Annotated in this window: 24 protein-coding genes and 1 riboswitch; of the genes, 10 read left to right on the top strand and 14 right to left on the bottom strand. The window is 73.1% G+C overall.

Annotated features, from left to right (window positions below; all coding sequences use genetic code 11):
* Nucleotides 1-51 precede the first annotated feature (51 nt).
* The 3 genes from ACWDRR_RS32390 to ACWDRR_RS32400 form a co-directional block, all read right to left on the bottom strand.
* Nucleotides 52-1,131, bottom strand: coding sequence for a prenyltransferase (locus ACWDRR_RS32390; protein WP_449775823.1), 1,080 nt, complete (start codon nt 1,129-1,131; stop codon nt 52-54).
* Nucleotides 1,128-1,964 (bottom strand): class I SAM-dependent methyltransferase, encoded by an 837-nt coding sequence (locus tag ACWDRR_RS32395; protein WP_449775824.1) that lies wholly within the window; start codon nt 1,962-1,964, stop codon nt 1,128-1,130. Before ACWDRR_RS32395 ends, ACWDRR_RS32390 begins: the two co-directional genes overlap by 4 nt.
* A gap of 116 nt (nt 1,965-2,080) precedes the next feature.
* Nucleotides 2,081-3,391, bottom strand: a complete 1,311-nt coding sequence (locus ACWDRR_RS32400) for a glycosyltransferase family 4 protein (RefSeq protein ID WP_449775825.1) — start codon at nt 3,389-3,391, stop codon at nt 2,081-2,083.
* Between the two features lie 235 nt (nt 3,392-3,626).
* Here ACWDRR_RS32400 and ACWDRR_RS32405 point away from each other — a divergent pair, with 235 nt between their 5' ends.
* The 7 genes from ACWDRR_RS32405 (at nt 3,627) to ACWDRR_RS32435 (ending at nt 12,020) form a co-directional block, all read left to right on the top strand.
* A complete protein-coding gene (locus ACWDRR_RS32405) occupies nt 3,627-4,259 on the top strand; it encodes a TetR family transcriptional regulator (RefSeq protein ID WP_449775826.1) in 633 nt (210 codons plus the stop codon).
* A gap of 201 nt (nt 4,260-4,460) precedes the next feature.
* Nucleotides 4,461-4,581, top strand: a riboswitch (cobalamin riboswitch).
* A gap of 88 nt (nt 4,582-4,669) precedes the next feature.
* Entirely contained in the window at nt 4,670-5,938 is a 1,269-nt protein-coding gene (locus tag ACWDRR_RS32410) for a prenyltransferase/squalene oxidase repeat-containing protein (RefSeq protein WP_449775827.1), read from the top strand.
* A gap of 203 nt (nt 5,939-6,141) precedes the next feature.
* The gene (locus tag ACWDRR_RS32415; protein ID WP_449775828.1) at nt 6,142-6,795 is read left to right on the top strand and encodes an SCO2322 family protein; all 654 of its coding nucleotides are present in this window, start codon (nt 6,142-6,144) and stop codon (nt 6,793-6,795) included.
* Between the two features lie 405 nt (nt 6,796-7,200).
* A complete protein-coding gene (locus tag ACWDRR_RS32420) occupies nt 7,201-8,331 on the top strand; it encodes an energy-coupling factor transporter transmembrane protein EcfT (protein ID WP_449775829.1) in 1,131 nt (376 codons plus the stop codon).
* Nucleotides 8,328-9,938: an ABC transporter ATP-binding protein gene (locus ACWDRR_RS32425; protein ID WP_449775830.1), complete on the top strand. Its 1,611-nt coding sequence runs from the start codon at nt 8,328-8,330 to the stop codon at nt 9,936-9,938. The genes ACWDRR_RS32420 and ACWDRR_RS32425 overlap by 4 nt, the downstream gene beginning before the upstream one ends.
* Nucleotides 9,935-10,843, top strand: coding sequence for an ECF transporter S component (locus ACWDRR_RS32430; protein WP_449775831.1), 909 nt, complete (start codon nt 9,935-9,937; stop codon nt 10,841-10,843). The genes ACWDRR_RS32425 and ACWDRR_RS32430 overlap by 4 nt, the downstream gene beginning before the upstream one ends.
* A 181-nt stretch (nt 10,844-11,024) precedes the next feature.
* Nucleotides 11,025-12,020, top strand: coding sequence for an RICIN domain-containing protein (locus ACWDRR_RS32435; protein WP_449775832.1), 996 nt, complete (start codon nt 11,025-11,027; stop codon nt 12,018-12,020).
* 96 nt (nt 12,021-12,116) lie between these two features.
* On the opposite strand, the gene ACWDRR_RS32440 is transcribed toward ACWDRR_RS32435, so the two are convergent.
* The 5 genes from ACWDRR_RS32440 to ACWDRR_RS32460 form a co-directional block, all read right to left on the bottom strand.
* Nucleotides 12,117-12,800: a RibD family protein gene (locus ACWDRR_RS32440; RefSeq protein WP_449775833.1), complete on the bottom strand. Its 684-nt coding sequence runs from the start codon at nt 12,798-12,800 to the stop codon at nt 12,117-12,119.
* 133 nt (nt 12,801-12,933) lie between these two features.
* Nucleotides 12,934-14,022 carry a protein-L-isoaspartate O-methyltransferase family protein gene (locus ACWDRR_RS32445; RefSeq protein WP_449775834.1) on the bottom strand — a complete coding sequence of 363 codons (1,089 nt, stop codon included), beginning with the start codon at nt 14,020-14,022 and terminating at the stop codon, nt 12,934-12,936.
* A gap of 267 nt (nt 14,023-14,289) precedes the next feature.
* A complete protein-coding gene (locus ACWDRR_RS32450; RefSeq protein WP_449775835.1) occupies nt 14,290-14,448 on the bottom strand; it encodes a hypothetical protein in 159 nt (52 codons plus the stop codon).
* The gene (locus tag ACWDRR_RS32455; protein WP_449775836.1) at nt 14,445-14,636 is read right to left on the bottom strand and encodes a hypothetical protein; all 192 of its coding nucleotides are present in this window, start codon (nt 14,634-14,636) and stop codon (nt 14,445-14,447) included. The genes ACWDRR_RS32450 and ACWDRR_RS32455 overlap by 4 nt, the downstream gene beginning before the upstream one ends.
* The gene (locus ACWDRR_RS32460; protein ID WP_449775837.1) at nt 14,636-15,034 is read right to left on the bottom strand and encodes a DUF7848 domain-containing protein; all 399 of its coding nucleotides are present in this window, start codon (nt 15,032-15,034) and stop codon (nt 14,636-14,638) included. The genes ACWDRR_RS32455 and ACWDRR_RS32460 overlap by 1 nt, the downstream gene beginning before the upstream one ends.
* Nucleotides 15,035-15,412: 378 nt before the next feature.
* On the opposite strand from ACWDRR_RS32460, the gene ACWDRR_RS32465 reads away from it, so the two are divergent.
* Complete coding sequence (locus ACWDRR_RS32465; protein WP_449775838.1) at nt 15,413-16,186, top strand: helix-turn-helix domain-containing protein; 774 nt, start codon at nt 15,413-15,415, stop codon at nt 16,184-16,186.
* Here ACWDRR_RS32465 and ACWDRR_RS32470 read toward each other — a convergent pair.
* From ACWDRR_RS32470 to ACWDRR_RS32480, 3 genes are all read right to left on the bottom strand, one after another.
* Nucleotides 16,177-17,100, bottom strand: coding sequence for a helix-turn-helix domain-containing protein (locus ACWDRR_RS32470; protein ID WP_449775839.1), 924 nt, complete (start codon nt 17,098-17,100; stop codon nt 16,177-16,179). The genes ACWDRR_RS32465 and ACWDRR_RS32470 overlap by 10 nt on opposite strands.
* 262 nt (nt 17,101-17,362) lie before the next feature.
* The gene (locus ACWDRR_RS32475; protein ID WP_387893483.1) at nt 17,363-17,695 is read right to left on the bottom strand and encodes an antibiotic biosynthesis monooxygenase family protein; all 333 of its coding nucleotides are present in this window, start codon (nt 17,693-17,695) and stop codon (nt 17,363-17,365) included.
* A 94-nt stretch (nt 17,696-17,789) separates the two neighbouring features.
* Complete coding sequence (locus ACWDRR_RS32480) at nt 17,790-18,200, bottom strand: cupin domain-containing protein (protein ID WP_449775840.1); 411 nt, start codon at nt 18,198-18,200, stop codon at nt 17,790-17,792.
* 61 nt (nt 18,201-18,261) lie between these two features.
* On the opposite strand from ACWDRR_RS32480, the gene ACWDRR_RS32485 reads away from it, so the two are divergent.
* The gene (locus tag ACWDRR_RS32485; protein WP_396486959.1) at nt 18,262-18,738 is read left to right on the top strand and encodes a MarR family winged helix-turn-helix transcriptional regulator; all 477 of its coding nucleotides are present in this window, start codon (nt 18,262-18,264) and stop codon (nt 18,736-18,738) included.
* A gap of 38 nt (nt 18,739-18,776) precedes the next feature.
* On the opposite strand, the gene ACWDRR_RS32490 is transcribed toward ACWDRR_RS32485, so the two are convergent.
* Entirely contained in the window at nt 18,777-20,855 is a 2,079-nt protein-coding gene (locus tag ACWDRR_RS32490; protein ID WP_449775841.1) for a DHA2 family efflux MFS transporter permease subunit, read from the bottom strand.
* Nucleotides 20,856-21,177: 322 nt separating this feature from the next.
* On the opposite strand from ACWDRR_RS32490, the gene ACWDRR_RS32495 reads away from it, so the two are divergent.
* Nucleotides 21,178-22,239 (top strand): peptidoglycan-binding domain-containing protein, encoded by a 1,062-nt coding sequence (locus ACWDRR_RS32495; RefSeq protein WP_449775842.1) that lies wholly within the window; start codon nt 21,178-21,180, stop codon nt 22,237-22,239.
* Nucleotides 22,240-22,318: 79 nt separating this feature from the next.
* Here the strand turns inward: ACWDRR_RS32495 and ACWDRR_RS32500 are convergent, their stop codons facing one another.
* Complete coding sequence (locus tag ACWDRR_RS32500; RefSeq protein ID WP_449775843.1) at nt 22,319-22,903, bottom strand: TMEM165/GDT1 family protein; 585 nt, start codon at nt 22,901-22,903, stop codon at nt 22,319-22,321.
* A gap of 208 nt (nt 22,904-23,111) precedes the next feature.
* Entirely contained in the window at nt 23,112-23,891 is a 780-nt protein-coding gene (locus ACWDRR_RS32505) for an ABC transporter permease (protein ID WP_449775844.1), read from the bottom strand.
* Nucleotides 23,892-23,893: the final 2 nt, after the last annotated feature.

Raw genomic sequence — 23,893 nt, forward strand, 5'->3', positions numbered from 1 at the left:
ACTCCGGTCCCGCCCCTTCGTCGTCGGTCCGCCCGGCCGCCCGGGCCGGACTCAGCAGCAGTCCTGGACCACCAGGCCGGTGGGCAGCTGGTCGCCGCCGAAGACCGTCACCGTGGCCGGATCGCCGCCGAGCGCGGCGACGGCCAGCAGCAGCGCCCCCGCCGTCCAGGTGGTGCGCTCCTCGGGCCAGATGGCGTCGTCCTCGAAGACGTAGCCGGTCCAGTACGAGCCGTCGCCGTGCCGCAGGTGCTTCTGGATCCAGCGCAGGATCTCGACCGCGCGGTCGGACTCGCCGACCGCCCAGAGCGCCATGGCCAGTTCGGCGCTCTCGCCGCCGGTCACCCAGGGGCGGTCGCTGACGCAGCGCACCCCGAGGCCGGGGACGACGAAGCGGTCCCAGTCCCGCTCGATCCGCTCCAGCGCGGCCGGGCCGCGCAGCGCGGTGCCGAGCACGGGGTAGTACCAGTCCATCGAGTAGCGGTCCTTGTCCAGGAACCGCTCGGGGTGGTGCGCGATGGCGTGCCGCAGCCGGCCGGCCGCCAGCTCCCAGTCGGGCTGCGGCTCCTCCAGGTAGTCGGCGACGGCCAGGCCGCAGCGGAGCGCGTGCAGGATGCTGGAGGAGCCGGTCAGCAGCGCCTCGTCGGGCGCCTCGCCGTGCTCGTCGACCCGCCAGGAGATCGGGCCGCCGGGCAGCCGCAGGCCGACGATGAAGTCGAGGGCGCGCCGCACGACCGGCCAGATCCACTCCAGGAAGGCGTCGTCCCCGGTGCTGAGGTGGTGGTGCCAGACGCCGACGGCCACGTAGGCGCAGAAGTTGGTCTCCTTGGCCGGGTTCGAGACCTCGCCGTCGGTGCCGCCCTGCCCGTACGCGTAAGCGGCGTACCAGGAGCCGTCGGGGTTCTGACGGGCCGCCAGCCAGCGGTAGGCGGCCTCGGCGGCGGCGTGCTCGCCGGCCGTGTCCAGGGCCATCGCGGCCTCGGTGTGGTCCCACGGGTCCAGGTGATGACCGGTGAACCACGGTATCGCGCCGTCGCTCTGCTGCTCGGCGAGGATGCTGCGGACGGTGCTGGCGGCCTGCTCGGCGTCGAGCACCCCGTCCAGCAGCAGCACCTCGGGGACGGCGGCGGTCACTCTCCGGCCCGCCCGGCGTCGGCCTGCCCGGCGTCGGTCCGCCCGGACCCGCTCCGGCCGCCCTCGACGCGGTCCGACGGGGCCCCGACGCGGTCCGGCGCGACCTCGACGCGGTTCGGCTTGGAGGCGTAGGCGACGAAGCTCTTGCCGATCACCGGGTTGAGGGCCTTCTCCGCGGCCTTGGTGAGCCTGCTGATCACCGGGGTGCCGACGATGTCCCAGACCAGCAGCTGGTGGTAGGCCTTGACCGGCAGCGCCTTGTCGTTGTCCACCCCGACCGCGCACTTGATCCACCAGTAGGGCGAGTGCAGCGCGTGCGCGTGGTGGGTGCCGTACGGCTCCAGGCCGGCGTCCTTGAGCTTGTCGAGCAGCTCGTCGCCCCGGTAGATCCGGATGTGGCCGCCCTCGACCTCGTGGTACTCGTCGGAGAGTGCCCAGCAGATCTTCTCGGGCAGCCAGCGCGGCACGGTGACGGCCAGCAGCCCGCCGGGCTTGAGCACCCGGAACATCTCGTTGAGCACGCCCTTGTCGTCCGGGATGTGCTCCATCACCTCAGAGATGATGATCTTGTCGAAGTACTCGTCCTCGAACGGCAGGGCCAGCGCGTTGCCCTCCATCGCGACCGCCGACGCGCCCTCGGGTGCCTCGCCGGCCTCCGCCATGGCGGCGAACCACTTCTTGACCTCGGCGATCTCCTCGGCGCTCTGGTCGAGGGCGGTCACCCGGGCCCCGCGCCGGTAGCACTCGAACGCGTGCCGCCCCCCGCCGCAGCCCAGGTCGAGCACCCGGTCGCCGGGGGCGAGCGGGAAGCGCGAGAAATCAACGGTCAGCACTGCGGGCTCCCATTCCTCTGGTACCAAACGTTTGTGACGCCGAGCCGGCCCGGCCGGGTCCGACGAAGCGTCGGACCCACCGGGGCGGATCCGACGAGAACGGGTCCGGCGACCCGTCAGGCCACGTACCGCCAGCCCGGACCGGACCGGGCCCGGCGCCCGACGCCGGTGGCGATCGCCGCCCGGTAGCTGTCGGCGGTCAGGGCGGCGGCCCGCTCCCAGGTGAACCGCGCGAGCACCCGCTCGCGCCCGGCCTCACCGAGCGTGGCGCGCAGCCGCGGGTCGTCCAGCAGCCGGCCGAGCGCCGCGGCCAGCGCACCCGCGTCGCCCGGCGGCACCGCGAGACAGGTCTCGCCGTCCGGCCCGGCCACCTCGGGGATCGCCCCGCCGGTGGTGGCCACCAGCGGGGTGCCGGTGGCCATCGCCTCGGCGGCGGGCAGCGAGAAGCCCTCGTACAGCGACGGCACGCAGGCCACCTCGGCCGAGCGGTACAGGTCGACCAGCTCGTCGTCGGTCAGGCCGTGGCGGAACTCGATGAACTGCTCCAGACCGAAGCGGCGCACGGCCTCGGCGACCGGACCGTGCTCCTTCTGCGGCTTGCCGACCACGACCAGGTGCGCGTCCCGCTCGGTGCGGACCTTGGCCAGCGCCTCGACCAGGTGCACCAGGCCCTTGAGCGGGACGTCGGCGCTGGAGGTGGTGACGATCCGGCCGGGCACCCGGGCCACGCGGTCGGACGGCGACCAGAGCCGGGTGTCGGCACCGATCGGCACCACCGAGATCGCGCCCGGCGCGGTGCCCAGGTGCTCGGCGATCTCGCGCTTCGAGGTGCCGGAGACGGTGATGATGCGGTCCAGCCGGGCGGCCACCCGGCGCTGCATCCGGGTGAAGGCGTACCAGCGGCGCAGCGAGAGGCGGCGGGGCAGGCTCGGGGCGGCGTCCAGTTCCAGCTGCCGGTCCACGGTGATCGGGTGGTGGATCGTGGTGACCAGCGGGAACCCGTGCCGCGCGAGGCCGAGGAGGCCGTACCCGAGGGTCTGGTTGTCGTGCACCACGTCGTAGCGGCCCTTGTGCAGGGCGAGGTACTGACGGGCGCGGAGCGAGAACGTCAGGGGCTCGGGGAAGCCGCCGGTGCGCATGGTGACGAACTCCAGCACGTCCACCGGGCCCCGGTACTCGGCCAGTCCCGGCGTGCGGAACGGGTCGTCGGCGCGGTAGAGGTCCAGGCTGGGCAGCTCGACCAGGCGGACCGAGCCGGGGCCCTCGACCTCGTCCAGCACCGGGTACGGCTGGGAGCCGATCACGTCCACGTGGTGGCCCAGGCGGGCCAGCTCGCGGGAGAGGTGCCGTACGTAGACGCCCTGGCCGCCGCAGAACGGGTCGCCGCGGTACGACAACAGGGCAATCCGCAGCGGCTGCGCGGTCATCGTCGGCTCCCGTCCTTGCTGAAGTCTGTGCTGCCGGTCGCTAAAGTAGATCAGGTTTCAGTGTGGTGTGGAGTTCGCCAGTGACCATGTGAACAATGAGAGACCTCGAAGATACCGGCCCGTAGCGACTCCTCAGGTGCCAGGGCTGGTGATTCACGCCACGCCGGGAACACCTGCCGGAGCAGCAGCCGGACCAGCCGGAGCACCCCGTCACTCTCGCGCCCCGGGAGCACCCTTGCCACCGCCCGCCCCGCCCGTACCCACCGCCGCCGCCGGCCCCGCCGGGCAGCCCGCCGACCCGCCGCTGACCGCCCGCCAGGCCGAACGGCGGCGGCGGATCCTGCGGGCCGCCACCGGGCTGGCCGCCCGCGGCGGGTACGAGGCGGTGCAGATGCGGGAGGTCGCGGAGGGCGCGCAGGTGGCGCTCGGCACCCTGTACCGGTACTTCCCCTCCAAGGTCCATCTGCTGGTCGCGGTCATGCTGGAGCAGTTGCAGGGCCTCCAGGAGCAGGTCCGGCGGCACCCGCCGGCCGAGCGGGACGCGGCGTCGAGGGTCGCCGAGACGCTCACCCGGGCGTTCCACGCGCTCCAGCGCGAGCCGCTGCTGGCCGAGGCGATGGTCCGTGCGCTCTCGTTCGCGGACCGCTCGGTGAGCGCCGAGGTGGACCGGGTGAGCTCGGCCACCGGGCAGCTGATCCTGGACGCGCTCGGCCAGTCCGGGCCGCCGACCGAGAGCCAGCGCGCCGCCGTCCGGGTGATCGAGCACACCTGGCACTCGGCCCTGGTCTCCTGGCTCTCCGGACGCGCCTCGATCGCCGAGGTCCGCGCCGACCTGCACACCGCCGCGCGGCTGCTCACCCTGCCCTGAGCGCCCTGCCGCGGGCGGGCCGGGGCGAAGTGGAACCTGTTCTCGACGGCTCGGGGTCCGGGCGGCTCGGGGTCCGGGCGGCTCGGGGGCGACCGGACCGCCCGGGCGCGGCGACCGCGGCTCGGCGGCTCGGCGGCCGGAGGGCTCGGCGGCCGGAGTCACGGAGGCCGCAGTCGCGGCGGCTAAAGTCGACGGGCAGGACAACTCCATCCCGCTTCTCCTCCGGGGAAAGCCGGTGCGAATCCGGCACTGACCCGCAACCGTGAGCCCGGCGCTGGACGGCCGGGGCAGTCGGAATGCCCGGGAGAGGCGAGCGGCCAGACCGGGCACACCCGTACCCGGCACCGTCGAGGTCTACGGAACGGCCCACCCGGGCCACCACACCGCTCATCGAAAGGCTCATCTCCACCATGCTCACCGCCGCCCGCCTGGGCGCCGCCGCCCTGTCCGCCGCCCTGCTGGCCGGCGCCGCCGCCGCACCGGCCCTCGCCGACAGCCCCTCGACCGGCGCCACCGCGCCCGTCCCCGAGGGCCTCTACGGCAAGGGCGACCCGACGTACGACGGCGTGTGGCGCCAGTCCCTCGCCCTCACCGCGCTGACGGGTGCCAAGGTGACCCCGGCCGACTCCGCCGTCTCCTGGCTGACCGGCCAGCAGTGCGCCGACGGCGGCTGGCCCTCGTACCGCGCGGACACCTCGGCCGCGTGCGACGCCAAGAACGAGGACAGCAACGCGACCGCCGTCGCCGTCCAGGCCCTGGTCGCGCTCGGCGGCCACCAGGACGCCGTCGACAAGGGCGTCCAGTGGCTCAAGGCCAACCAGAACGCGGACGGCAGCTGGGCCTACACCCCCGGCACCCCCGGTGACGCCAACTCCACGGGCCTGGCCGTGAACGCCCTGCTCGCCGCCAAGCTGGACCCGGCGGGCGTCGCCAAGTCGGGCCGCAGCGCCTTCGACGGGCTCGCGCTCTTCCAGCTCGGCTGCGCCGCCCCCGCCGACCAGCGCGGGGCCTTCGCCTACCAGCCCGACCCGACCGGCGCGCTCGCCCCGAACGCCCTGGCCAGCGGCCAGGCCTCGCTCGCCGCGGCGGGCGGGAAGCTGCCGGTCACCAACACCAACCGGACGGATGCCGCGCCCAAGGCGCTGCCCTGCGCGGACGGCGCCACCGAGCCGCTCGTGCCGCGCGCCGACTCCGCCGAGGCGGCCGGTGCCTACCTCACCGCCCAGCTCGCGGCCGGCGGCCAGCACCTGACCCTGAGCCTGCCCGGCGCCACCCCCACCCCCGACTACACCGCCACCGCCTGGGCGGCGCTCGGCCTGATCCAGGGCGGCCACCCGCAGCAGGCCGCCGGCGCGGTGGACTGGCTGGCCAAGGAGGGCGGCACCTGGACGAAGAGCGGCACCGACGCCTCCGCCACCGCCACCCTGCTGCTGGTCGCCCAGGCCGCCCAGCGCGACCCCGCCGCGTTCGGCGGCGACCTGGTCGCGCAGCTGACCGCGCTCGGCCCGGCGCCCAAGGCGACCGCCCCGGCTTCGGCTTCGGCCTCCGCCTCCTCGGCGCCTGCGAAGAAGAAGGACGACGGCCTCGGCCAGTGGTGGCCGATCGGCATCGGTCTGCTGATCGGCGTCGGCGGCGGCCTGGTGCTGAGCCTGCAGCGCAAGCGGGGCCTGAAGCGGTGACCGGCCCCGGCACCCCCCGGGCAGCCGTGCCCGGGCGGCCGGCCGACCCCGGGGGTCGGGCGGAGGACGCCGCCGGTCGTTCCGGTGTGGCCGATCGTTCCGGTGTGGCTGGTGGTTCCGGTGCCGCCGGTCGGCCCCCTGCGGCCGGTCGACTGTGCGTGGCCGGGCGGCTCTGCGCCGACCCGCAGCGGCGCCGGCGGGCAATGGCCGCGGCTGCCCGGTTCGTCGCCGGACTGATCGCCGGGGTGCTGATCCTGCTGGTGCTGGGAGCGGCGCCCGCACAGGCCGCCGGGTACCGGTACTGGTCGTTCTGGAAGTGGTCCGACGGCGCCTGGGCCTACCAGCAGCAGGGGCCCGCCGTGTTCGTGCCGCAGGACGGCAGCGTGGACGGCTGGCGCTTCGCCGTCAGCCCAGACGGCGGCCGGGACGCCGCGCGGCCCGGCGCCGCCGGGGACTTCGCCGCCGTCTGCGGCGGCACCGCCGAGCAGCCGGGGCGCAAGCGCGTCGCGGTGGTCCTGGACTTCGGCACCGCCGCCGACTCGCCCGGCGAGACTCCGCCCGCGCCCCGTACCGCCTGCGCGGTCGTGCCCGGCAACGCCAACTCGGCCGAGGTACTGGCCGCCGTCGCCCCGCCGCTGCGGTACGACACCAACGGCCTGCTCTGCGCCATCGCCGGTTACCCGAAGGCGGGTTGCGGTGACCAGCTCGGCGCGGCGAACCGGCCGGCCACGAGCGGCTCCGGCGACGGCGACGGCGGCGACCGCAGTAGCAGTCCCGACATCGGACTGATCGCGGGGGGCGCCCTGGTCGCCGTCCTGGCTGCGGGCGCCGTCTGGCAGGCCCGCCGTCGCCGCTGAGCCGAGCCGAATATGTAGACCGGTCCACCTATGTAGACCGGTCTGCATATTCCTGGCACGGGCCACGGGGCGGCCGACGGGCGGTGCACGGTTCCGTCCACAGTCCGCCGTCGGCCCCACCGCTGGCCCGGTCCACCGAGGGCCGAGCCCTCTATACCGACCGGTCTACTTATACAGATCGGTCTACTTATACCGACCGGTCTACAGAGAACGCGCCCTCGAAGCAGGAACAGAACGCAGGGCCGGGACCGGAACCAGGACCAGGACCGGGAGTGGGAAGTCGGCCCACCCGACTTCCCACTCCCGACCGCCCGCCTCCAGCCACCCACCCCGCACCTCTCGCCCCACCCCCGCACCTCCCAGCCCACCCCACCCCCACCCGCCCCGACCTGGACCCCCACCCCCGTGACCACACCCCGCGCCCCCGGCCCGCCCCGAACCCCGCGCTCCCGCCGCCCCCCGCTCGGCCCCCGCCAACTGCACCCCGGGGCCTGGTGGCTGTGGGCGCTCGGCCTCGGCGCGGCAGCGACCCGCACCACCAACCCGTTGCTGCTGCTCCTGCTCGCCGCCGTCGCCGGCTACGTGGTGGCCGCCCGCCGGGGCGACGCGCCGTGGTCACGCTCGTACGGCGCGTTCCTCCGCCTCGGCCTGCTGGTGCTCGGCATCCGCCTGGTCTTCGCGGTGCTGCTCGGTTCGCCGATCCCCGGCACCCACGTCCTCTTCACCCTCCCCGAAGTACCGCTGCCCGCCTGGGCGCAGGGCGTACGGATCGGCGGCCGGGTCACCGTCGAGGGCCTGCTCGCCGCGTTCTACGACGGGCTTCGGCTGGCCACCCTGCTGGTCTGCGTCGGCGCCGCGAACGCCCTCGCCAGCCCGTCCCGCCTGCTGCGCGCGCTGCCCGGCGCGCTCTACGAGGCGGGCGTGGCCGTGGTGGTGGCGATGACCTTCGCGCCCAACCTGGTCGCCGACGTGCAGCGGCTGCGCGCCGCCCGCCGTCTGCGCGGGCGCACCGACCGGGGCGTGGCCGCCGTGCTGAGCGTCGGACTGCCGGTCCTGGAGGGCGCGTTGGAGCGTTCGGTGGCGCTCGCCGCCGCGATGGACACCCGCGGCTTCGGCCGCACCGCCGACGTCCCGCCGCGGCTCGCCCGCACCACCGCCGCGCTCACCCTGGCCGGCCTGCTCGGGATCTGCCTCGCCGCGTACGGGCTGCTCACCGCGGGCGGCGCCGGCTGGGCCCTGCCGGTCCTGCTGCTCGGTCTGGCCGCGGCCTTCGCCGGCCTGCTGCTCGGCGGCCGGCGCTCCCCCCGGACGCGCTACCGCCCCGACCCGTGGGCCCTGCCCGAGTGGCTGACCGCAGGATCGGGCGCCGCCGTGGCCGCGTTGACGATCTGGCTCTCCGCCCGCGATCCCGCCGCCTTCGCCCCGACCGTCGTCCCGCCGACCGCCCCCGCCCTGCCGCTGACCGCCGTCCTCGCGGTGCTGATCGGCCTGGTACCGGCGTTCGCCACCCCGCTCCCGCCCCGGAGGGCCTCGTGATCACCTTCGAGCAGGTCTCCGTCCAGTACGCCGACACCGAGGCCCCGGCGCTCAGCGGCGTCGACCTGACCGTCCCCGAGGGGGAACTCTGCCTGCTGGTGGGCCCGTCCGGCTCCGGCAAGTCCACCCTGCTCGGCACCGTCAGCGGCCTCGTCCCGCACTTCACCGGCGGCGTGCTGCACGGCCGGGTCACCGTCGGCGGGCGGGACACCCGGGAGCACCGCCCGCGCGAACTCGCCGACCTGGTCGGCACGGTGGGCCAGGACCCGCTCGCCCACTTCGTCACCGACACGGTCGAGGACGAACTCGCCTACGGCATGGAGTCGCTGGGCCTGGCGCCGGACGTGATGCGGCGCCGGGTCGAGGAGACGCTCGACCTGCTCGGCCTCGCCGACCTGCGGGACCGCGCGCTCGGCTCGCTCTCCGGCGGCCAGCAGCAGCGCGTCGCCATCGGCTCCGTGCTCACCGTCCACCCGCGCGTACTCGTCCTGGACGAGCCCACCTCGGCACTCGACCCGGGCGCCGCCGAAGAGGTGCTGGCCGTCCTGCAACGCCTGGTCCACGACCTGGGCACCACCGTGCTGATGGCGGAGCACCGGCTGGAGCGGGTGGTCCAGTACGCCGACCAGGTCCTGCTGCTGACGCCGGGCGCGCCACCGGTCCTGGGCGAGCCCGCCGAGGTGATGGCGCACTCGCCGGTCCACCCGCCCGTGGTCGGGCTCGGCCGGCTCGCCGGCTGGCAGCCGCTGCCGCTCTCCGTCCGCGACGCCCGCCGCAAGGCCGCGCCGCTGCGCACCCGGCTGGACGGCCTCCGGCCCCCCGCCACCCCCAGCAGCACCGGCGCCCCGATCGCCACCGTCGACCGCCTCGCCGTGAAGCGCGGGCCCGTCCCGGCACTGCGCGGCGTGGACCTCGCCCTCCACCCCGGCGAGATCACCGCGCTGATGGGCCGCAACGGCGCCGGCAAGTCCACCCTGCTCGGCGCCCTGGTGGGCCTGCACGCACCCGCCGCCGGCAGCGTCCGGGTCGGCGGGCGGACCCCGCACCGCACCCGTCCCGCCGAGCTGATCCGCCAGGTCGGCCTCGTCCCGCAGGACCCGCGCGACCTGCTGTACGGGGAGAGCGTCACCGCCGAGTGCGCCGCCGCCGACGGCGACGCGGCCGCCGAACCCGGCACCTGCCGCGCCCTGGTGGAGCGACTCCTGCCCGGCATCGCCGGGGCCACCCACCCCCGCGACCTCTCCGAGGGCCAGCGGCTCACCCTGGCACTGGCCGTGGTGCTCAGCGCCCGGCCGCCGCTGGTGCTGCTCGACGAGCCCACCCGCGGCCTGGACTACGCCGCCAAGGCCCGCCTGGTGGAGATCCTGCGCGCGCTCGCCGCCGAGGGGCACGCCGTCCTGCTCGCCACCCACGACGTCGAGCTCGCCGCCGAACTCGCGCACCGCACGGTGATCCTGGCCGACGGCGAGATCGTCGCGGACGGCCCGACCCCGGAGGTGGTGGTCTCCTCCCCCGCCTTCGCCCCGCAGGTCTCCAAGATCCTCGCGCCCGGGCCCTGGCTCACCGTCCACCAGGTCGAGCGGGCCCTCGACGGGGGCGCCGGATGAGCCGCGCCCCACGGCAGGACAGCAGCCCCGCCGCCCCCGACCACCGCGCCCTCCTCGACCGCGGACCGTCCCTCGGCCGCCCCGTCTCCCTCGGCCGCCGCTCGATCGCGGCCCTGCTGCTCACCTCGTTCGTCGGCGTGGCCGCGTTCGGCTGGCCGCTGCTCGCCTCGACCGAGTCCGCCCTGGTCGGCCACTCCACCGACGCCCCCTGGCTGTTCGCCCTGCTCCTGCCGCTCCTGCTCGCCGTGGTGATCGCCCAGATCTCCGAGGGCCGCACGGCCGGCGGCGGCGCACCCGGCCTGGACGCCAAGGCGGTCGCCCTGCTCGGCGTCCTGGCCGCGGCGGGCGCGGCACTGCGCCCGCTCGGCGCGGGCACGGCCGGGCTGGAGCCGATGTTCTTCCTGATGGTGCTCGCCGGGCGGGTCCTCGGCCCGGGCTTCGGCTTCGTCCTCGGCTCGCTCTCGATGTTCGCCTCCGCGCTGCTGACCGGCGGGGTCGGCCCCTGGCTGCCGTTCCAGATGCTCGCCATGGGCTGGGTCTGCCTGGGCGCCGGCCTGCTCCCGGGCGCGGCCACCCTGCGCGGCCGCCGCGAACTCGTGCTGCTCGCCGGCTACGGCGCCGTCGCCTCACTGCTCTACGGCACGATCATGAACCTCCAGGGCTGGCCCTACATCGCCGGCCTGTCCGGCTCGATCTCCTTCGTCCCGGGGGACGACGTGAGCGCCAACCTGGTCCGCTTCGCCGCCTACTGCCTCACCACCTCCCTCGGCTGGGACCTCCCCCGCGCGGCCCTCACCGTCGTCCTCTGCCTGACGCTGGGCACCACCGTGCTGCGCGCCCTGCGCCGCGCCACCCGCCGCGCCGCCTTCGCCGCCCCGGTGGAGTTCAACCCGCCGAAGGACTGACCCCGGCGCGCCCCCGGGACGGTTCCGGGGGCGCGCCGGGCATCGACCATGCGGCGGCGAACGCCGTCATTCCGGGTGAACCGCGCGCCTGCGGGCGTGACCGCCGCCCTCCACCGTCCGTCCGTACACAAAGATCTCGACCGCACACCCACCGTGCCTTCCAGGAAGTGGAGTCGAGTTCGTGAGTTCCCTCAAGCGAGGCCTTGCCCGCGCGGCCACCGTGGCCGTCGCGTCCCTGACGCTCGCCGGCGCGTTCGCCTCGCCGGCCGCCGCCGTGACCTTCATCGGACGCGACGCACCGACCACCGTGACGATCGCCCCCGGCGCGACGGCGGCAGTGCCGTGGACGTACCAGAACACCGGCGGCCCCGGCCTCCTTCCCCCCTCCGGCATGACCGCCGTGTTCACCGCACCGGGCAACACCACCTTCGCCCCGCAGAGCACCGTCCCCACCGAGTACAGCAGCAACGGCTCGGCCTGGACCGGCAACAACGTGGGCCTGCGGAACTGCACGCTCGGCAACGCCAACCGGACCCTGACCTGCGAGGGGTACGGACTCAACGGCGGCCGCAGCGGCTGGCCGTCCAACGGGTACTTCCGCTTCTCCCCGCAGGTCACCGTGGACGCCGACGCGCCCGCCGACACCACCCTCCCGCGCGGCAACGGCAGCTTCCGCTACCGCAACCCCAACAACGGCACGGAGTACACGATCACGGACGGCACCCTGAACGTCGCCACCCCGCCCCGGGTCCCGACCGGGATGTGCCTGGACATCGGCAACACCCGCTTCAACGCCGACAACGCCAGGATCTGGCAGTGCCTCGACCACACCAACCAGCGCTTCGTCCTCGACGAGGGCCGGGTCAAGGTCGCCGACACCGTCGGCGCCGACCCGCAGATGTGCCTCGACGCCGACAACACCGGCTTCGACGGCGACAACGTCCGCATCTGGGCCTGCGAGTACTCCGAGGCGGCCACCGCCAACCAGACCTGGCAGCTGCGCCGGGGCGCATTCGTCCTGGAGTCGACCCTCGGCACCGCCCACGAGAAGTGCCTGGACATCGGCGGAACCCGCAACAACGGCGACAACGCCGTCATCCACCGCTGCGGGGCGGGCAACCCCAACCAGCAGTTCCTCGTCGAGGCGGGCTACATCAAGGTCCGCGACACCGTCTGACCCACCCCGGTACCGACCCCGCCCGCACTACGCCGCCCCGCGAAGGGCGGGCGGTCCACTCAGCCACATCCGCCGATCGAGGCCGCCCCGCCGCAATCAGGCGGTGCGCTGCTTGGGCGCGTACCGCAGAAGGACGACGTCTCCGACCGTCGTGGCGTCGAGCAGCTTCATCCGGCTGGAGCTGCCGCCGGGGTACTCGGCGGAATGGATGAAGCGCGGAGCCTGGGCCTGACCGACCAGCAGCGGAGCGATGGCGAGGTGCACCTCGTCGGCAAGGTCCTGGGCGAGGAACTGCGTGTGGATCTGTCCGCCGCCCTCGACCATGAGGCGCTCGACGCCACGGCCGCCGAGGTCGTCGAGCACAGCCCCGAAGTCGACGGTAGTGCCGGTGCTCACCACGTCGGCCAGGCCATCGAGTTCCTCCCGGAGCTTCGCGACCGCACCGTCGGTGGTGTAGACGACCATTTGGTCCCCGAAGTGCCAGAACTTGAGGTCCCGACCGAGGTCACCGCTGGCGGTGATCGTCACCTTGAGCGGGTACTCCGACTTGCCGGCGGCGACACGGTCGGCACGGCGCTTCTCACTGTTGACGAGAAGCCGCGGGTTGTCACTGCGGAGCGTGTTGCCGCCGATCAGGATGGCGTCGGACTCCGCCCGAACCTGGTCGACCCGGTCGAAGTCCTCGGCGTTCGACAACAGCAGCCGCTGGGGTGACGCATCGTCAATGTGACCGTCCACGGAGGTGGCGACACTCAGGAGGACATACGGGCGCTCGGCCATCTCAGGTTCCTTCTCAATGGTGGGACGGGTGGGACGTCTGCCTGATGTGATCAGACGTCATGGAGCATGACGTTGTCGCAAACTTCCCGAATCTCCGCGAGCTCGGCAAAGATCCGAGCCGAGCCGGTTGCCGCTATCCGATGAGGCGGGCCGGGCTGTCCAGCCACGGACGGTGCTCCCCAGCGGCGGTCACGGTCATGCCGAACCGCGTGAGATCCGGCCTGCCTTGGCGGACCCACCAGGCGTGAGCAGCCGTCACCTCGCCCCACAGGGAACGCGGGCCGGATTGCGACACCGCGTGCTTGCCATCCCAATCGGCAAAGCGGCAATGGGCGTACGACACCCCGTCCCAGACCTCGAAGCGGCCCGTGCCGTACCGGTCATAGCCGGCCAACACCTCCTGTCGGAACAGGTCCGGCAGCCGCAGGCCGATGGCGAATGCGGCGTGCGACTGCTCGGCCACCTCGACGGGGTCGATGCCGGAGGCGCTGTACCGCACGTCCTCGATGTCGAACTCGCCGCTCTCGGGTCGCTGGTCGCGCACCCACATGAACGACACGTCCTCGACGAACGGGCCGCTCGCCGACCGGCCGTCCTCGGCCACGGTGAGTCGCAACAGCCCCCCGTTGCAGAACGGAGTGCCGTACGGCGCCACGATCACGCCACCGGGCCCCACCTGTTCGATCACCGCAGAGGGCACCCGCTGCACAGCCGCAGTGAGGTGGGCCCGCTGGAACGGCGCACCCTCGGGGTGACCGAGCGTGCCGTCTCCCGCGATGACCTCAGGGCGCAACCCGGTAGCGTCCAGCCGAGCCCGGGCCAACCTGGCAAGCTCGGGGTCCAACTCGATGCTGGTCACGTTGTCGGCGCCGAGCCGGCGCGACAGCAGCCCAGCCGTCCATCCTGTGCCGGTGCCCAGCTCCAGGACCCGCACGCCGTCGGTGACGTCCAGGTGCCGGAGCATCTGCGCGACGACGGTCGGCATGGAGCTGGACGACGACGGGGTCTCCCCGTCGTCGTAGACCTGTGTCACGAGCGCCAGGTCCGTGGCGACCAACTCTGCCCAGCGATCAGGCTGTTCCGCCCGGTCGATCCACCCGCCGGCGTGAAGGATCCGGTTCGGGGTGAACAAGTCACGCGGGGTACTGCGGAACGTCTTCTCCCAGTCGGCCGACAGCGCCCCGGACTCCCGGAGCGCGTCGACCAGCTTGTCCCAGTCCATGGTGTCCTTTACCGCTCGTCGGGCTTGGGCAGGTTGGTCGGCGGCGCATCGCGCTTGCCGTCGAGTGGGGCGGTGTCCGGCTTCCCCGAGTGGCCGCCACCCTGGCCGCCTCCCGCAGTCCCCTTCCCGTCGTCGCCCGATCCTCCGCCGTGCTTCCCCACGGGTGTTCCCTTCTACGAATTCAGTCCTGGCGATGAGTCCGAGGGCCTGCCGCCACACGCGGGACCTGCCCTCGGGGTGGCGCTGAATGGCCCCCGGCATGGAGGGTCAGCTACTTGACCGACAGAGCGTCAGCAGCATCGCGGCGACGACCACGAGTCCCGCCAGCGACACCGCGAAAGCGGCCGTGAGATGCCGCGGATCCCGGATCTCCTGACGGCGCCGCTCGGCAGCATCCCGGTAGTCGCCGAGGCCGTCATCCGTCACGGATGGGCCTGGTGGTGGTGACGACGCATCCGTACGCGGGCGTCCACGGCGGCCGAGTGGTCGAAGGCGTCCTCCGCTTCGCGGGCCAGCGTCGTGAACCGCGCGCACTCGGCGCACTCCGCGACCGGATCCGGTACGGGCGAGGGCTCGTGGAACAGCGGGCTCGCCCGGTGGTGTGCGGTAGCCATCAGTTCGGCTCCTCCTCGGGCTCCATCACCCACGGCGTCACCATGACATGTTCGTAACTCCGGTGGTCCTGATGCTCGCGCAGGTGTGCGGCGGGCCAGCGCTGCGCGGTCTCGAAGTCCGCAACCAACTGCCCCTCCGCTCCGCACGGTCGACCGTCCTCGTACTCCCCGGCGCACCGGTAGCGGTGCAGCGCCGGCGGCCGGTCGCACGCGAGGTCGATCCGGAGGGTCCAATTCAGGAACTTGAACAATCCTCTGGCAGGTCGAACCGGAGGGGGTTCACTGCTGGCCCGCTGCACATCAAGACCGAGCTTGACAGCCCGCGCCAGACCGCGACGGGGAGTTTGGAGGAGACGGTCCCACGGATCCACGGGCTCCAACTTGTCGGCCGCGCTCACTCCGTCGCCTCCAGCGCTCTCCGCGACCGACAGTCGCCGCACGCGCAATGCGCGAGGATCGCCGCTTTGCTCAGCGTCTCGACGGCGCTCGGGGGCCCAGGGGTCGACTTGGCGGCCAGGTAGTCGCTCAGGGGGCTACCTGCGGGCGGCGGCTTCTCGGCGCCGGCCATTGAGCGAGCAGTGGGTCCCCCGGGGCCGATGTGCGCGGGCAATGACGCCACGGGTCACCCCCTTTCGATCCGAGTGGTCTCTGGATGGGCAGGACAAATCCTCCTCTGCCGAACGATGGCTACGTAATGTCACTAAGGCGTCACTCTGGCCAGTTGCGAGGCGTCATTTCGGTGTCATATGGCCGCGTCGCGTCCTACATTTGGAGACATGACGACACCGAACGAGGCATTCCGCGCCATGCGCATCGGTCTGCGCCTCAGTCAGGACGAGATGGCCCGTCGTCTGCGGGATGCGGGCGATGCCCTGGGCGAGCCCAATGACGCGAACAAGCGGCTCGTGCAGCGCTGGGAGTCGGGGGAGGTCCGCGCACCGCGCCCCGTGTACCTTCGGGCATTGGAAGTCGTGACTCAAGTCCCCGCTGACCGCCTGGGGTTCCAGTCCATCCTGCCGCCTCATGTCACGAACGACGGAACCGGAGGGCACGACATGACCGTTCACCGATCGATCCCATCCACGCAGCCCGCTCCGGCCCCGTCAGGCGACGACTACAGCGGAGTATGGGTGAGTCACTACGAGTTCTTCAGCAGCAGTCGCGAGAACACGTACTCCGGGCTGCACCACGTCGTTCTGACGCACCACGGCAACCGCATTTCCGCAGAGTCGCTCCCGGGGGCCTCGTCCAACCCCGACTCTCCGTTGACGCTTGACCTCACCGTGGACCGCAACGTCGTCACGGGCACGTGGACCGAACAGACGGCAGAGAACGGCTACTACCAGGGGGCCCGCTACCACGGCGCAATTCAGCTTCTCGTAGACCCCACAGGCCGGCGCATGTCCGGAAAGTGGGTTGGCTTCGGGAAGGAGTTCGACGTCAACACGGGCCCCTGGGAGCTGAGGCTGCTGGACCGGTCGACGGCTGCCGACGTGCTGCGCAGGTACAGCACGGTGCCGCGTGAGCCAGAGGCTGAGCGTCAGTCCTGACTCTGACGCCAGGCCTTCAGTGCTGCGATTCCTCGGACACCGCCGTCGGCACCCTCACCCTCCGCATTCCGACACTTCCGGCACACCCCGGGCCGCGTCTTGCCCGGGGCCCGGCAGACGTCGCAGTCGTAGGTGACGTGGGGAGTCGGAGCAGGATCAGCTGCTTCGACCTGCCGCCGGGCGGGCGGGAACGGCGGCACCGTCGACAGCCGGCCCGCGAGGATCGCGCCCACGCTTCGGGTGATCGTCGACGGGAGCGGGGCAGCGAGGATGCCCGTCAGCGCCTCCCACGTCCAGCCACCGGCCAGCAGGCCCTCCACGCGGGCGGCCTGGTCCGTCAGCGGCTTGCCGGCGAGGGCCATGCGCGGGTCATGGCGGCCCAGTTCGAGCAGGAGCGCCATGCCTTCGGTCATGCGCGTCGGGCTCAGCGCCTGAGCCTGCGCAGCCGGCTCCCCGGACGGATGGACGGAAGGTCCTTCAACTTCCTTCTCCATCACACTCCTTACCCTCAGGGAGGGGCTTCCCGCCTTCCCGGCGCCTGCCGCTCCGACTCCAGGGCGACCGGCGGCCGGGGATACGGGAAGCGGCGGCAGTGTGTGAACCGCCTTGGCCGCCACGGGGACTTCGTGGACCGAGACCGCCGTCTGGACCTGGCCGGTGATCGGGTCGCGGGTGGTCCGGCGGACGTAGTGACCGGCCTCCTCCAGCTCGCGGAGCGCGCGGGCCACCGTGGTGCGCCCCTCAATGCTCTTCGCCGCCAAGGTCCGTACGTCCTCCCGAGCGCCGTCGGGCAGGCTCAGCAGGTAACTCAGCAACCCTCGGGCGGCCCACGACAGCGCGTGCTTCCGGATGACGTGGCCGTTGTCCAGGATCGTGTACCCGGGCCCGTGCTTGGGGATACGATGGATCTGCATTTGGAGTTTCTGTCTCCCAGTGCCAAACCCCGGGGTGTTTGCCGCACCGCCGGGGATCATCTTTTCTTCGGTACATGCACCAACAGGACAGCACTGCCATCCAGTTGATCGCAGGATCACCGTAGGTGCGGTCGGCGGGCCGACAAGCCCGAACCCCATCAGGATCACCCGAACAGGGGGCGCGCGAGCGCACAAGCGAGCGCAACACACAGCGGCGCGCCCCGGACGAATCCGGGGCGCGCCGTGCCGAAGTGAACGGCCCTCAGGCCTTCGGGCCCGTCGACTGCACGACCTCGAAGGACCACAGGGTCGAGCCGGACGCCGCCGGGCGCTTGGGCGCCTCGCCCTCGGCGGCCGGCGGGCCCTGACGGTGGGCGGCCTGCATCGGGCCCTCCATCCAGGCCTTGAACGCGTCCTCGTTGGCCCACCGCGTGTAGACGAGGTACTGGTCGGTCCCCTCGACCGGGCGCAGCAGCTCGAACCACTCGAAGCCGTCCGAGTTCTCCACGGACCCGGCCCGCGAGGCGAACCGCTTCTCCAGCTCCGCCCGCTGCTCGGCCGGAACCGTCAGCACATTGATCTTCACGACGGCCACGCCGCACCTCCTCGTCCGCCGGGGCCCGCCGAGGGCCCCGGCCCTGTTCGTTGCGAGCAGTCTGCTACACCTGACGCCCCGTACCCGCCCGAGGTCAGGCGATCCACGGCGGAACGATGCGGTCGGCGTCCCTCGGCGCCAGGCCGCAAGCGCCCTCCGGGGTGACGGCGTCCGGGTTGTAGGCCACCGAAGGGGTGGGCGAGGCCACCACGGCGGTGAATCCGGCGGCGGTGCGCACCTGGCGGGCCGTGTCCGCCGGCAGGACGAGGGTGTCGCCCGCCGCCACGGTGAGCACCTCGCCGGCGAGGTCGACGGTGGCGTCACCGGTCAGGAAGGTCCAGATCTGCTCGGTGCTCATGGCGTGCAGCGGGCCCTCGCGCCCCGGCACCATGTCGACGTGCCACATCGCGAGTCCGGTACCGCCCTGGGTGGGTGAGGCGAGGGTGGTCATGGCGGCGTTGGGCGTGTCGGTGCGACGGGCTTCGGTGCTGCGGATGACTGACATGTGCGGTGGCCCCCTAGAATGGTCAACGACGTTGTCTATATGGTCAATGAGGTTGTCTATCGTGTCAAGCGACTCCGCTCCCCCCGGCTTCGAGCTGCCCCTGCGCCTGCTGCTCGCCTTCCGCTTGATCATCGACGAGCTGCACGAGCGGATCGCCCGCGAGGGCCACCCCGACCTGCGGCCGATGCACGGCTTCGTCTTCCAGGCGATCGGCCCGGACGGCACCACCGCCGTCGAACTCGGCCGCCGCCTCGGCGTCTCCAAGCAGGCCGCGGGCAAGACCGTCGAACAGCTCGAACAGCTGGGCTACGTCGAGCGCGGCAGCGACCCCGCCGACGCCCGCCGCAAGGTCGTCCGGCTCACCGCGCGCGGCGTCGACTGCCTGGTGCGCTCCGCCCGGATCTTCGACGAGCTGCGCGCCCAGTGGTCCGACACCCTCGGCGAGGAGCGGCTGCGCGCCCTGGAGACGGACCTGCGCACGCTGGCGCCCGGCGACCCGTTCCGCCTCGACACCCCGCGCTGGTTCGGCACCCCCTGAGGGGGGCGCGGCACCAATGGGTTCGCCGGCCAGGACGGCTACACCGGCCGGCGCTCCCCGTACCGCTCCTGCTCCTCCGGCCCGGCCCGGTCCGGTCGGTCGCGCTCGTCCGCGCAGAGTGCGCCGGAGAGCTTGGTCAGCAGCTCGGCGAGGTCGGCGAACTGCTTCTCGTCCCAGTCGCCGAGCAGTTCGGACAGTTGCTCACGACGGGCGGCCACCAGCCGCAGCGCCGCCGCCTCCCCCGGTTCGGTGAGCCGCAGCGGGAGTCCGCCGGTGCGCGAGGCCAGGCCCCGACTCTCCACCTCCCGGGCGGCCTCCTCGATGACGGCGAGCGGCACGACCCGGCGCTCGGCCAGGTCGGCGGGCTCGGCCGAGCCGTGGTGGTGCATCTGCAGCAGCAGCCAGCTGGAGGCCGGCTTGAGGTCCAGCCCGGCCCCGGCGGTGATCCTGCGGAACAGGTCGCGCCGGGCCTCCCGGGTGCTCAGCACCGACAGGGCGCGGGCGATCTCGTCCAGCGAGGACCGCTCCACCGGGTTGACGCCGATCGACTCGCTCAGGTCGGGCGCGGTCACCGTCGAACGCAGCTTCTGCTCGCGCAGGAAGAGCGACAGCACGAAGGCGACCACCACCACCGGCACCGCGTACAGGAAGACCCGGGTGATCGACTCGGAGTACGCGTGGTGGACCGCGTCCTGCGTGACGGCCGGCAGCCCGGCGATCATGCGCGGGTCGGAGCTGATCGCCCCGAGGTCGAAGCCGGGCGGCACCGGCACCCCGGAGGCCAGGGCGTCGGCCAGCCGGCTGTTGAGCCCGGAGGCGAAGACGGTGCCGAAGATGGAGACGCCGAACGACGCCCCGATGGACCGGAAGAAGGTGGCGCCGGCGGTGGCCACCCCCAGGTCCTGGTAGCCGACGGAGTTCTGCACGATCAGCACCAGCACCTGCATCACCAGGCCCAGGCCGAGGCCGAAGACGAGGAAGTAGCAGCTCATCTCGAAGGTGCTGCTGTGCTCGTCCAGCCTGGAGAGCAGCAGCAGGCCCACCGTGGTGACGGCCGTCCCGGCGATCGGGAAGATCCGGTAGTGGCCGGTGCGGGCGACGATCTGGCCGGAGCCGATCGAGGTGAGCAGCATCCCGAGCACCATCGGCAGCATGTGGATGCCGGACATGGTCGGCGAGACCCCCATGACCACCTGGAGGAAGGTCGGCAGGTAGGTGAGCGCGCCGAACATCGCGAAGCCGACCACGAAGGAGATGACGGCGACCAGGCTGAACGTCTGCGAGCGGAACAGCCGCAGCGGCAGGACCGGTTCGGCCGCGGTCCGCTCGACCAGCACGAAGGCGACCAGCAGGACGAGGCCCAGCACGCCCAGTCCGACGATCTGCCAGGAGCTCCAGCCCCAGGTCGTCCCGCCGAGCGAGGTCATCAGCACCAGGCAGGTGGCCACCGAGGCGATCAGCACGGTGCCCAGGTAGTCGATCCGGTGCCGGCGCTTGACCTCCGACCCGTGCAGCACCGCGGCGATCACCACCAGGGCGACCACGCCGATCGGCAGGTTGATGTAGAAGACCCAGCGCCAGCTGAGGTTGTCCACGAAGAGGCCGCCGAGCAGCGGTCCGAGCACGCTGGTGACGCCGAAGACCGCACCGAACAGGCCCTGGTACTTGCCGCGGTCCCGGGGTGAGACCAGGTCACCGACGATGGCCTGGGAGAGCACCATCAACCCGCCGCCGCCGAGGCCCTGGAGGGCCCGGAAGGCGATCAGCTGGCCCATGTTCTGGGCGATGCCGCAGAGCACCGAACCCACCAGGAAGATCACGATCGAGGCCTGGAAGAAGCGCTTCCGGCCGTACATGTCGCCGAGCTTGCCCCAGAGCGGGGTGGCCGCCGTGGAGGCCAGCAGGTAGGCGGTGACCACCCAGGAGAGGTGCTCCAGGCCGCCGAGGTCGCTGACGATGGTGGGCAGCGCGGTGGAGACGATGGTCTGGTCGAGCGCGGCCAGCAGCATCGCCAGCAGCAGGGCGCCGATCGGCACCCAGAGGTTGGGGACGGTGACCTCCGGCGGGCCGGGCTCGCTCGCCGGGCTGCGGTCGGACGCGGCGATCGGATCCGTCATCGGGTCTCCGTAGGGGTCGCGGGCCCCGGTCGGCGGGGTCCGTGCGGATGATCACTCCCAGCTCACCATGCTGTCAGAAATGCCCTGGTTTGCGCCGTTCAGTTGAGCCGAACGTAAGAACGGCGGCCATTCGGGGGATCCCACCGGCCCGCCGACCGTTCACCGGGTCACAACCACCACCAACCGTCACAACACCCCCGCAGGCGTCCGGACCCCCCTGTCCACCCCTGGGACCGTCCTGCATAATCAGGCGCGTTCGCCCCCGGGAACACCCGTCCGGGGGGCACGCGAGAAACGATCCGAGACCGAGGAGGACCGGCCGATGCCGGACCAGCACTGCCCGACGTGCGGCACCGCACGCTCCGCCGGGTGCAGGTGCCTCCCGGATCCGAGCCTGACCGAGACCACCGTCCTCCCGCACCTCGAAGGCCCGCCGCTGGTCCGCCCGTACGTGCCGCAGGCCGTCGGCCGGATCGTGGACATGCCGCCGGCGGACGCTCCCGCGGACCCGTTCGCCACCACCGTGCTGCCGCCCGCCCAGGCACCCGGTGCGCCGCCGGCCGGGCCGGACGCGGACGCCTACGCGACCACCGTGCTGCCGCCGGTGATGTCGGTGCCGCCGCCGGGGCCCCGGCCGACGGTGGAACAGCCCCCGGCCGGGGGCACGGAGATCGGCTACTTCCCGTTCGACGGGGCGGCGCCCGGCGGCACCGGCGGCCGGGCCGCCCGCCGCGCGGCGGAACAGGCCGGGGAGGGCATGCCGGCCCGGCGCAAGGGCCTGCTGGTGGCGGCCGGCGCCGCCCTGCTGGCGTTCACCGTCGGCCTGGCGTACGCGGTGACGCCCTCCGCCGAGCCCGCCGACCGGGCGCAGCCCGCGCCCTCCACGACCCTGGCCCCCGCACCGGTCGACCCGACCACCCCGGCGGAGCCGAGCCCGAGCGCGCCGCCGTCCACCAGCGGGGCCCCGAGCCCGTCCCCGAGCAGAACGGCCAAGCCGAGCCCGAGCAGAACGGCGCCCCCGAGCGCCACGGCCACGACGCCCGCCCCGGCCGCGCCCGCTCCCCCGGCGCCGGCCACCACGCCGCCCGCGCCCACTCCGACGCCGACGCCGAGCGCGCCCCCCAGCCCGACGGCGACCACCCCGACGCCGACACCCACCTTCCAGGTGCTGCAGTACGGGATGAAGGGCCCGAACGTCATGGCCATGCAGCAGAAGCTGGCCGACATCCTGTGCTGGATGAGTGTCCCGACGAACGGCAACTTCGACCGCCGCACCGAGAGCTCGGTCGCGTACTTCCAGGTGGTGCAGGGGGTCCAGGGCGACGAGAGTGGCGTCTACGGCCCCAATACCGCCGCCGCCCTGGCGAAGCGCACCACCTGCTGACGGCTCACCAGCTGCTGGCCGCACGCCGGCCGGTGGTCGTGCACCACCGGCCGTCCGTACGGCGGGCGCTGACCCGGCGTCAGCCGGTGATCGCCTGGAAGATGCTGAACCCGGCCATCAGCACCATGATGCCGGCCGCCACCCGGATGATCATCTTCATCGGGACGTGCTTCAGCAGCTTCTGCCCGCCGAGGATCGCGATCCCGGCGACGGCGCACAGCGCCAGCCAGGCGCCGATGCCGACGGCGAGCGGGTCGGCGTACTTGGCGGCCAGGTTGGCGGTCATGATCTGGGTGAGGTCGCCGAACTCGGCGATCGCGACGACCACGAAGCTGGCCCCGGCGACCTTCCAGAAGCTGTTCGCGGACGGCTCCTTGGCCGCGTGGCCGTCCTCGTCGTCACCGCCGTGGAAGAGCAGCATCGCGGCCCCGGCCAGGAACAGCAGGCCGGTGACGCCCTCCACCCAGCGGTGCGGGAGCAGCGAGAGCAGGTGCCCGGCGACCAGGGCGATGCCGACCTGGAGGGCGAAGGCGGCGGCGATGCCCGCGAAGACATAGCTCGCCCGGTACTTGGCGCCGAGCATCAGGCTGGCCAGGGCGGTCTTGTCCGGCAGTTCGGACAGGAAGACGATGCCGAAGGTGATCGCGGCTACGGTCAGGCTCATCGGGGGTTCGGTATCCCTCGGGTCGGGCTGCCCGGCCTCGGCAGCTCCGTGAGGGGTCGCTCCGGCCCGACAGCGCTGGTCAGAACATCACAGCACTGCGGCCGAAGGTCTCGCCGGCACCCGCTTGCGGATGCCCCGGGCGCCGGGCCCCGAGGGGCCAGTATGTCGACGGTCCGGTGGAGGGCTACTCCCCTTCAACGCGCCAAGCCTACCCGATCCCGCCGGGCGCCGCGGTGCCCACCAGCCCCCGGGCGACCAGTTCCAGCACCGCCACGACCGCCACCGACTCCACCGCCAGCAGCCCGATCAGCACGAACAGCTGCACCGCGCCCGCCTGTACCGGGGAGGCGCCGCCGAGCAGCATGCCGACGAACGCGCCGGGCAGCGTGACCAGGCCCACCGTCCGGGTCTGGTCGAGGGCCGGGACGAGCGAGGTCGCGGCGGCCTTCCGGCAGATCTCCAGCCGGGCGTCGCGCTCCTCGAAGCCCAGCGCGAGCGCCGCCTCCACCTCGCCGTGCCGCTGGCGCAGCTCGTCCAGGGCGCGCCGGCCGGCCAGCGAGGTGGCGGTGAGCGCGCCGCCGATCAGGATGCCCGCCACCGGGATGATCGAGAGGCCCTTCGGCGGCAGCAGCCCGACGCCCAGCAGCAGCGCGAGCACCGGCAGCACCCCGGCGCCGATCGGCACGGCCGCCCGGATCCACTGCGGTCCGGTGGTCATCCGCCGGCCGGCCGTGCGCACCGCGACCGTGAACATCAGCAGGACGAACAGCGCGGACCACCAGAGCGAGCCGACCACCCAGGTGATCACCAGCGCGACGGCGGCCAGCTGCACCACCGCGCGCAGCCCGGCCCGCAGCACCGCGTGCCCCTGCCCGAGCAGGCCCCACCCGGCCACCGCCACGGCGGCGGCCAGCAGCACGGCGGTGATCACCCCCAGGACGGGGGTGACCGGCAGCAGCTGGTTCTGCGCGGCCGCCGCGAGCGCCACGC

It is taken from the genome of Kitasatospora sp. NPDC003701 (assembly GCF_053587085.1).

What these genes read in the sequence shown, in the direction of transcription:
- ACWDRR_RS32400 (WP_449775825.1), bottom strand. Translation starts at nt 3,391, where the DNA reads ATGACCGCGCAGCCGCTGCGGATTGCCCTGTTGTCGTACCGCGGCGAC.
- ACWDRR_RS32410 (WP_449775827.1), top strand. Translation starts at nt 4,670, where the DNA reads ATGCTCACCGCCGCCCGCCTGGGCGCCGCCGCCCTGTCCGCCGCCCTG.
- ACWDRR_RS32415 (WP_449775828.1), top strand. Translation starts at nt 6,142, where the DNA reads ATGGCCGCGGCTGCCCGGTTCGTCGCCGGACTGATCGCCGGGGTGCTG.
- ACWDRR_RS32430 (WP_449775831.1), top strand. Translation starts at nt 9,935, where the DNA reads ATGAGCCGCGCCCCACGGCAGGACAGCAGCCCCGCCGCCCCCGACCAC.
- ACWDRR_RS32440 (WP_449775833.1), bottom strand. Translation starts at nt 12,800, where the DNA reads ATGGCCGAGCGCCCGTATGTCCTCCTGAGTGTCGCCACCTCCGTGGAC.
- ACWDRR_RS32445 (WP_449775834.1), bottom strand. Translation starts at nt 14,022, where the DNA reads ATGGACTGGGACAAGCTGGTCGACGCGCTCCGGGAGTCCGGGGCGCTG.
- ACWDRR_RS32455 (WP_449775836.1), bottom strand. Translation starts at nt 14,636, where the DNA reads ATGGCTACCGCACACCACCGGGCGAGCCCGCTGTTCCACGAGCCCTCG.
- ACWDRR_RS32465 (WP_449775838.1), top strand. Translation starts at nt 15,413, where the DNA reads ATGACGACACCGAACGAGGCATTCCGCGCCATGCGCATCGGTCTGCGC.
- ACWDRR_RS32470 (WP_449775839.1), bottom strand. Translation starts at nt 17,100, where the DNA reads ATGCAGATCCATCGTATCCCCAAGCACGGGCCCGGGTACACGATCCTG.
- ACWDRR_RS32480 (WP_449775840.1), bottom strand. Translation starts at nt 18,200, where the DNA reads ATGTCAGTCATCCGCAGCACCGAAGCCCGTCGCACCGACACGCCCAAC.
- ACWDRR_RS32490 (WP_449775841.1), bottom strand. Translation starts at nt 20,855, where the DNA reads ATGACGGATCCGATCGCCGCGTCCGACCGCAGCCCGGCGAGCGAGCCC.
- ACWDRR_RS32495 (WP_449775842.1), top strand. Translation starts at nt 21,178, where the DNA reads ATGCCGGACCAGCACTGCCCGACGTGCGGCACCGCACGCTCCGCCGGG.
- ACWDRR_RS32500 (WP_449775843.1), bottom strand. Translation starts at nt 22,903, where the DNA reads ATGAGCCTGACCGTAGCCGCGATCACCTTCGGCATCGTCTTCCTGTCC.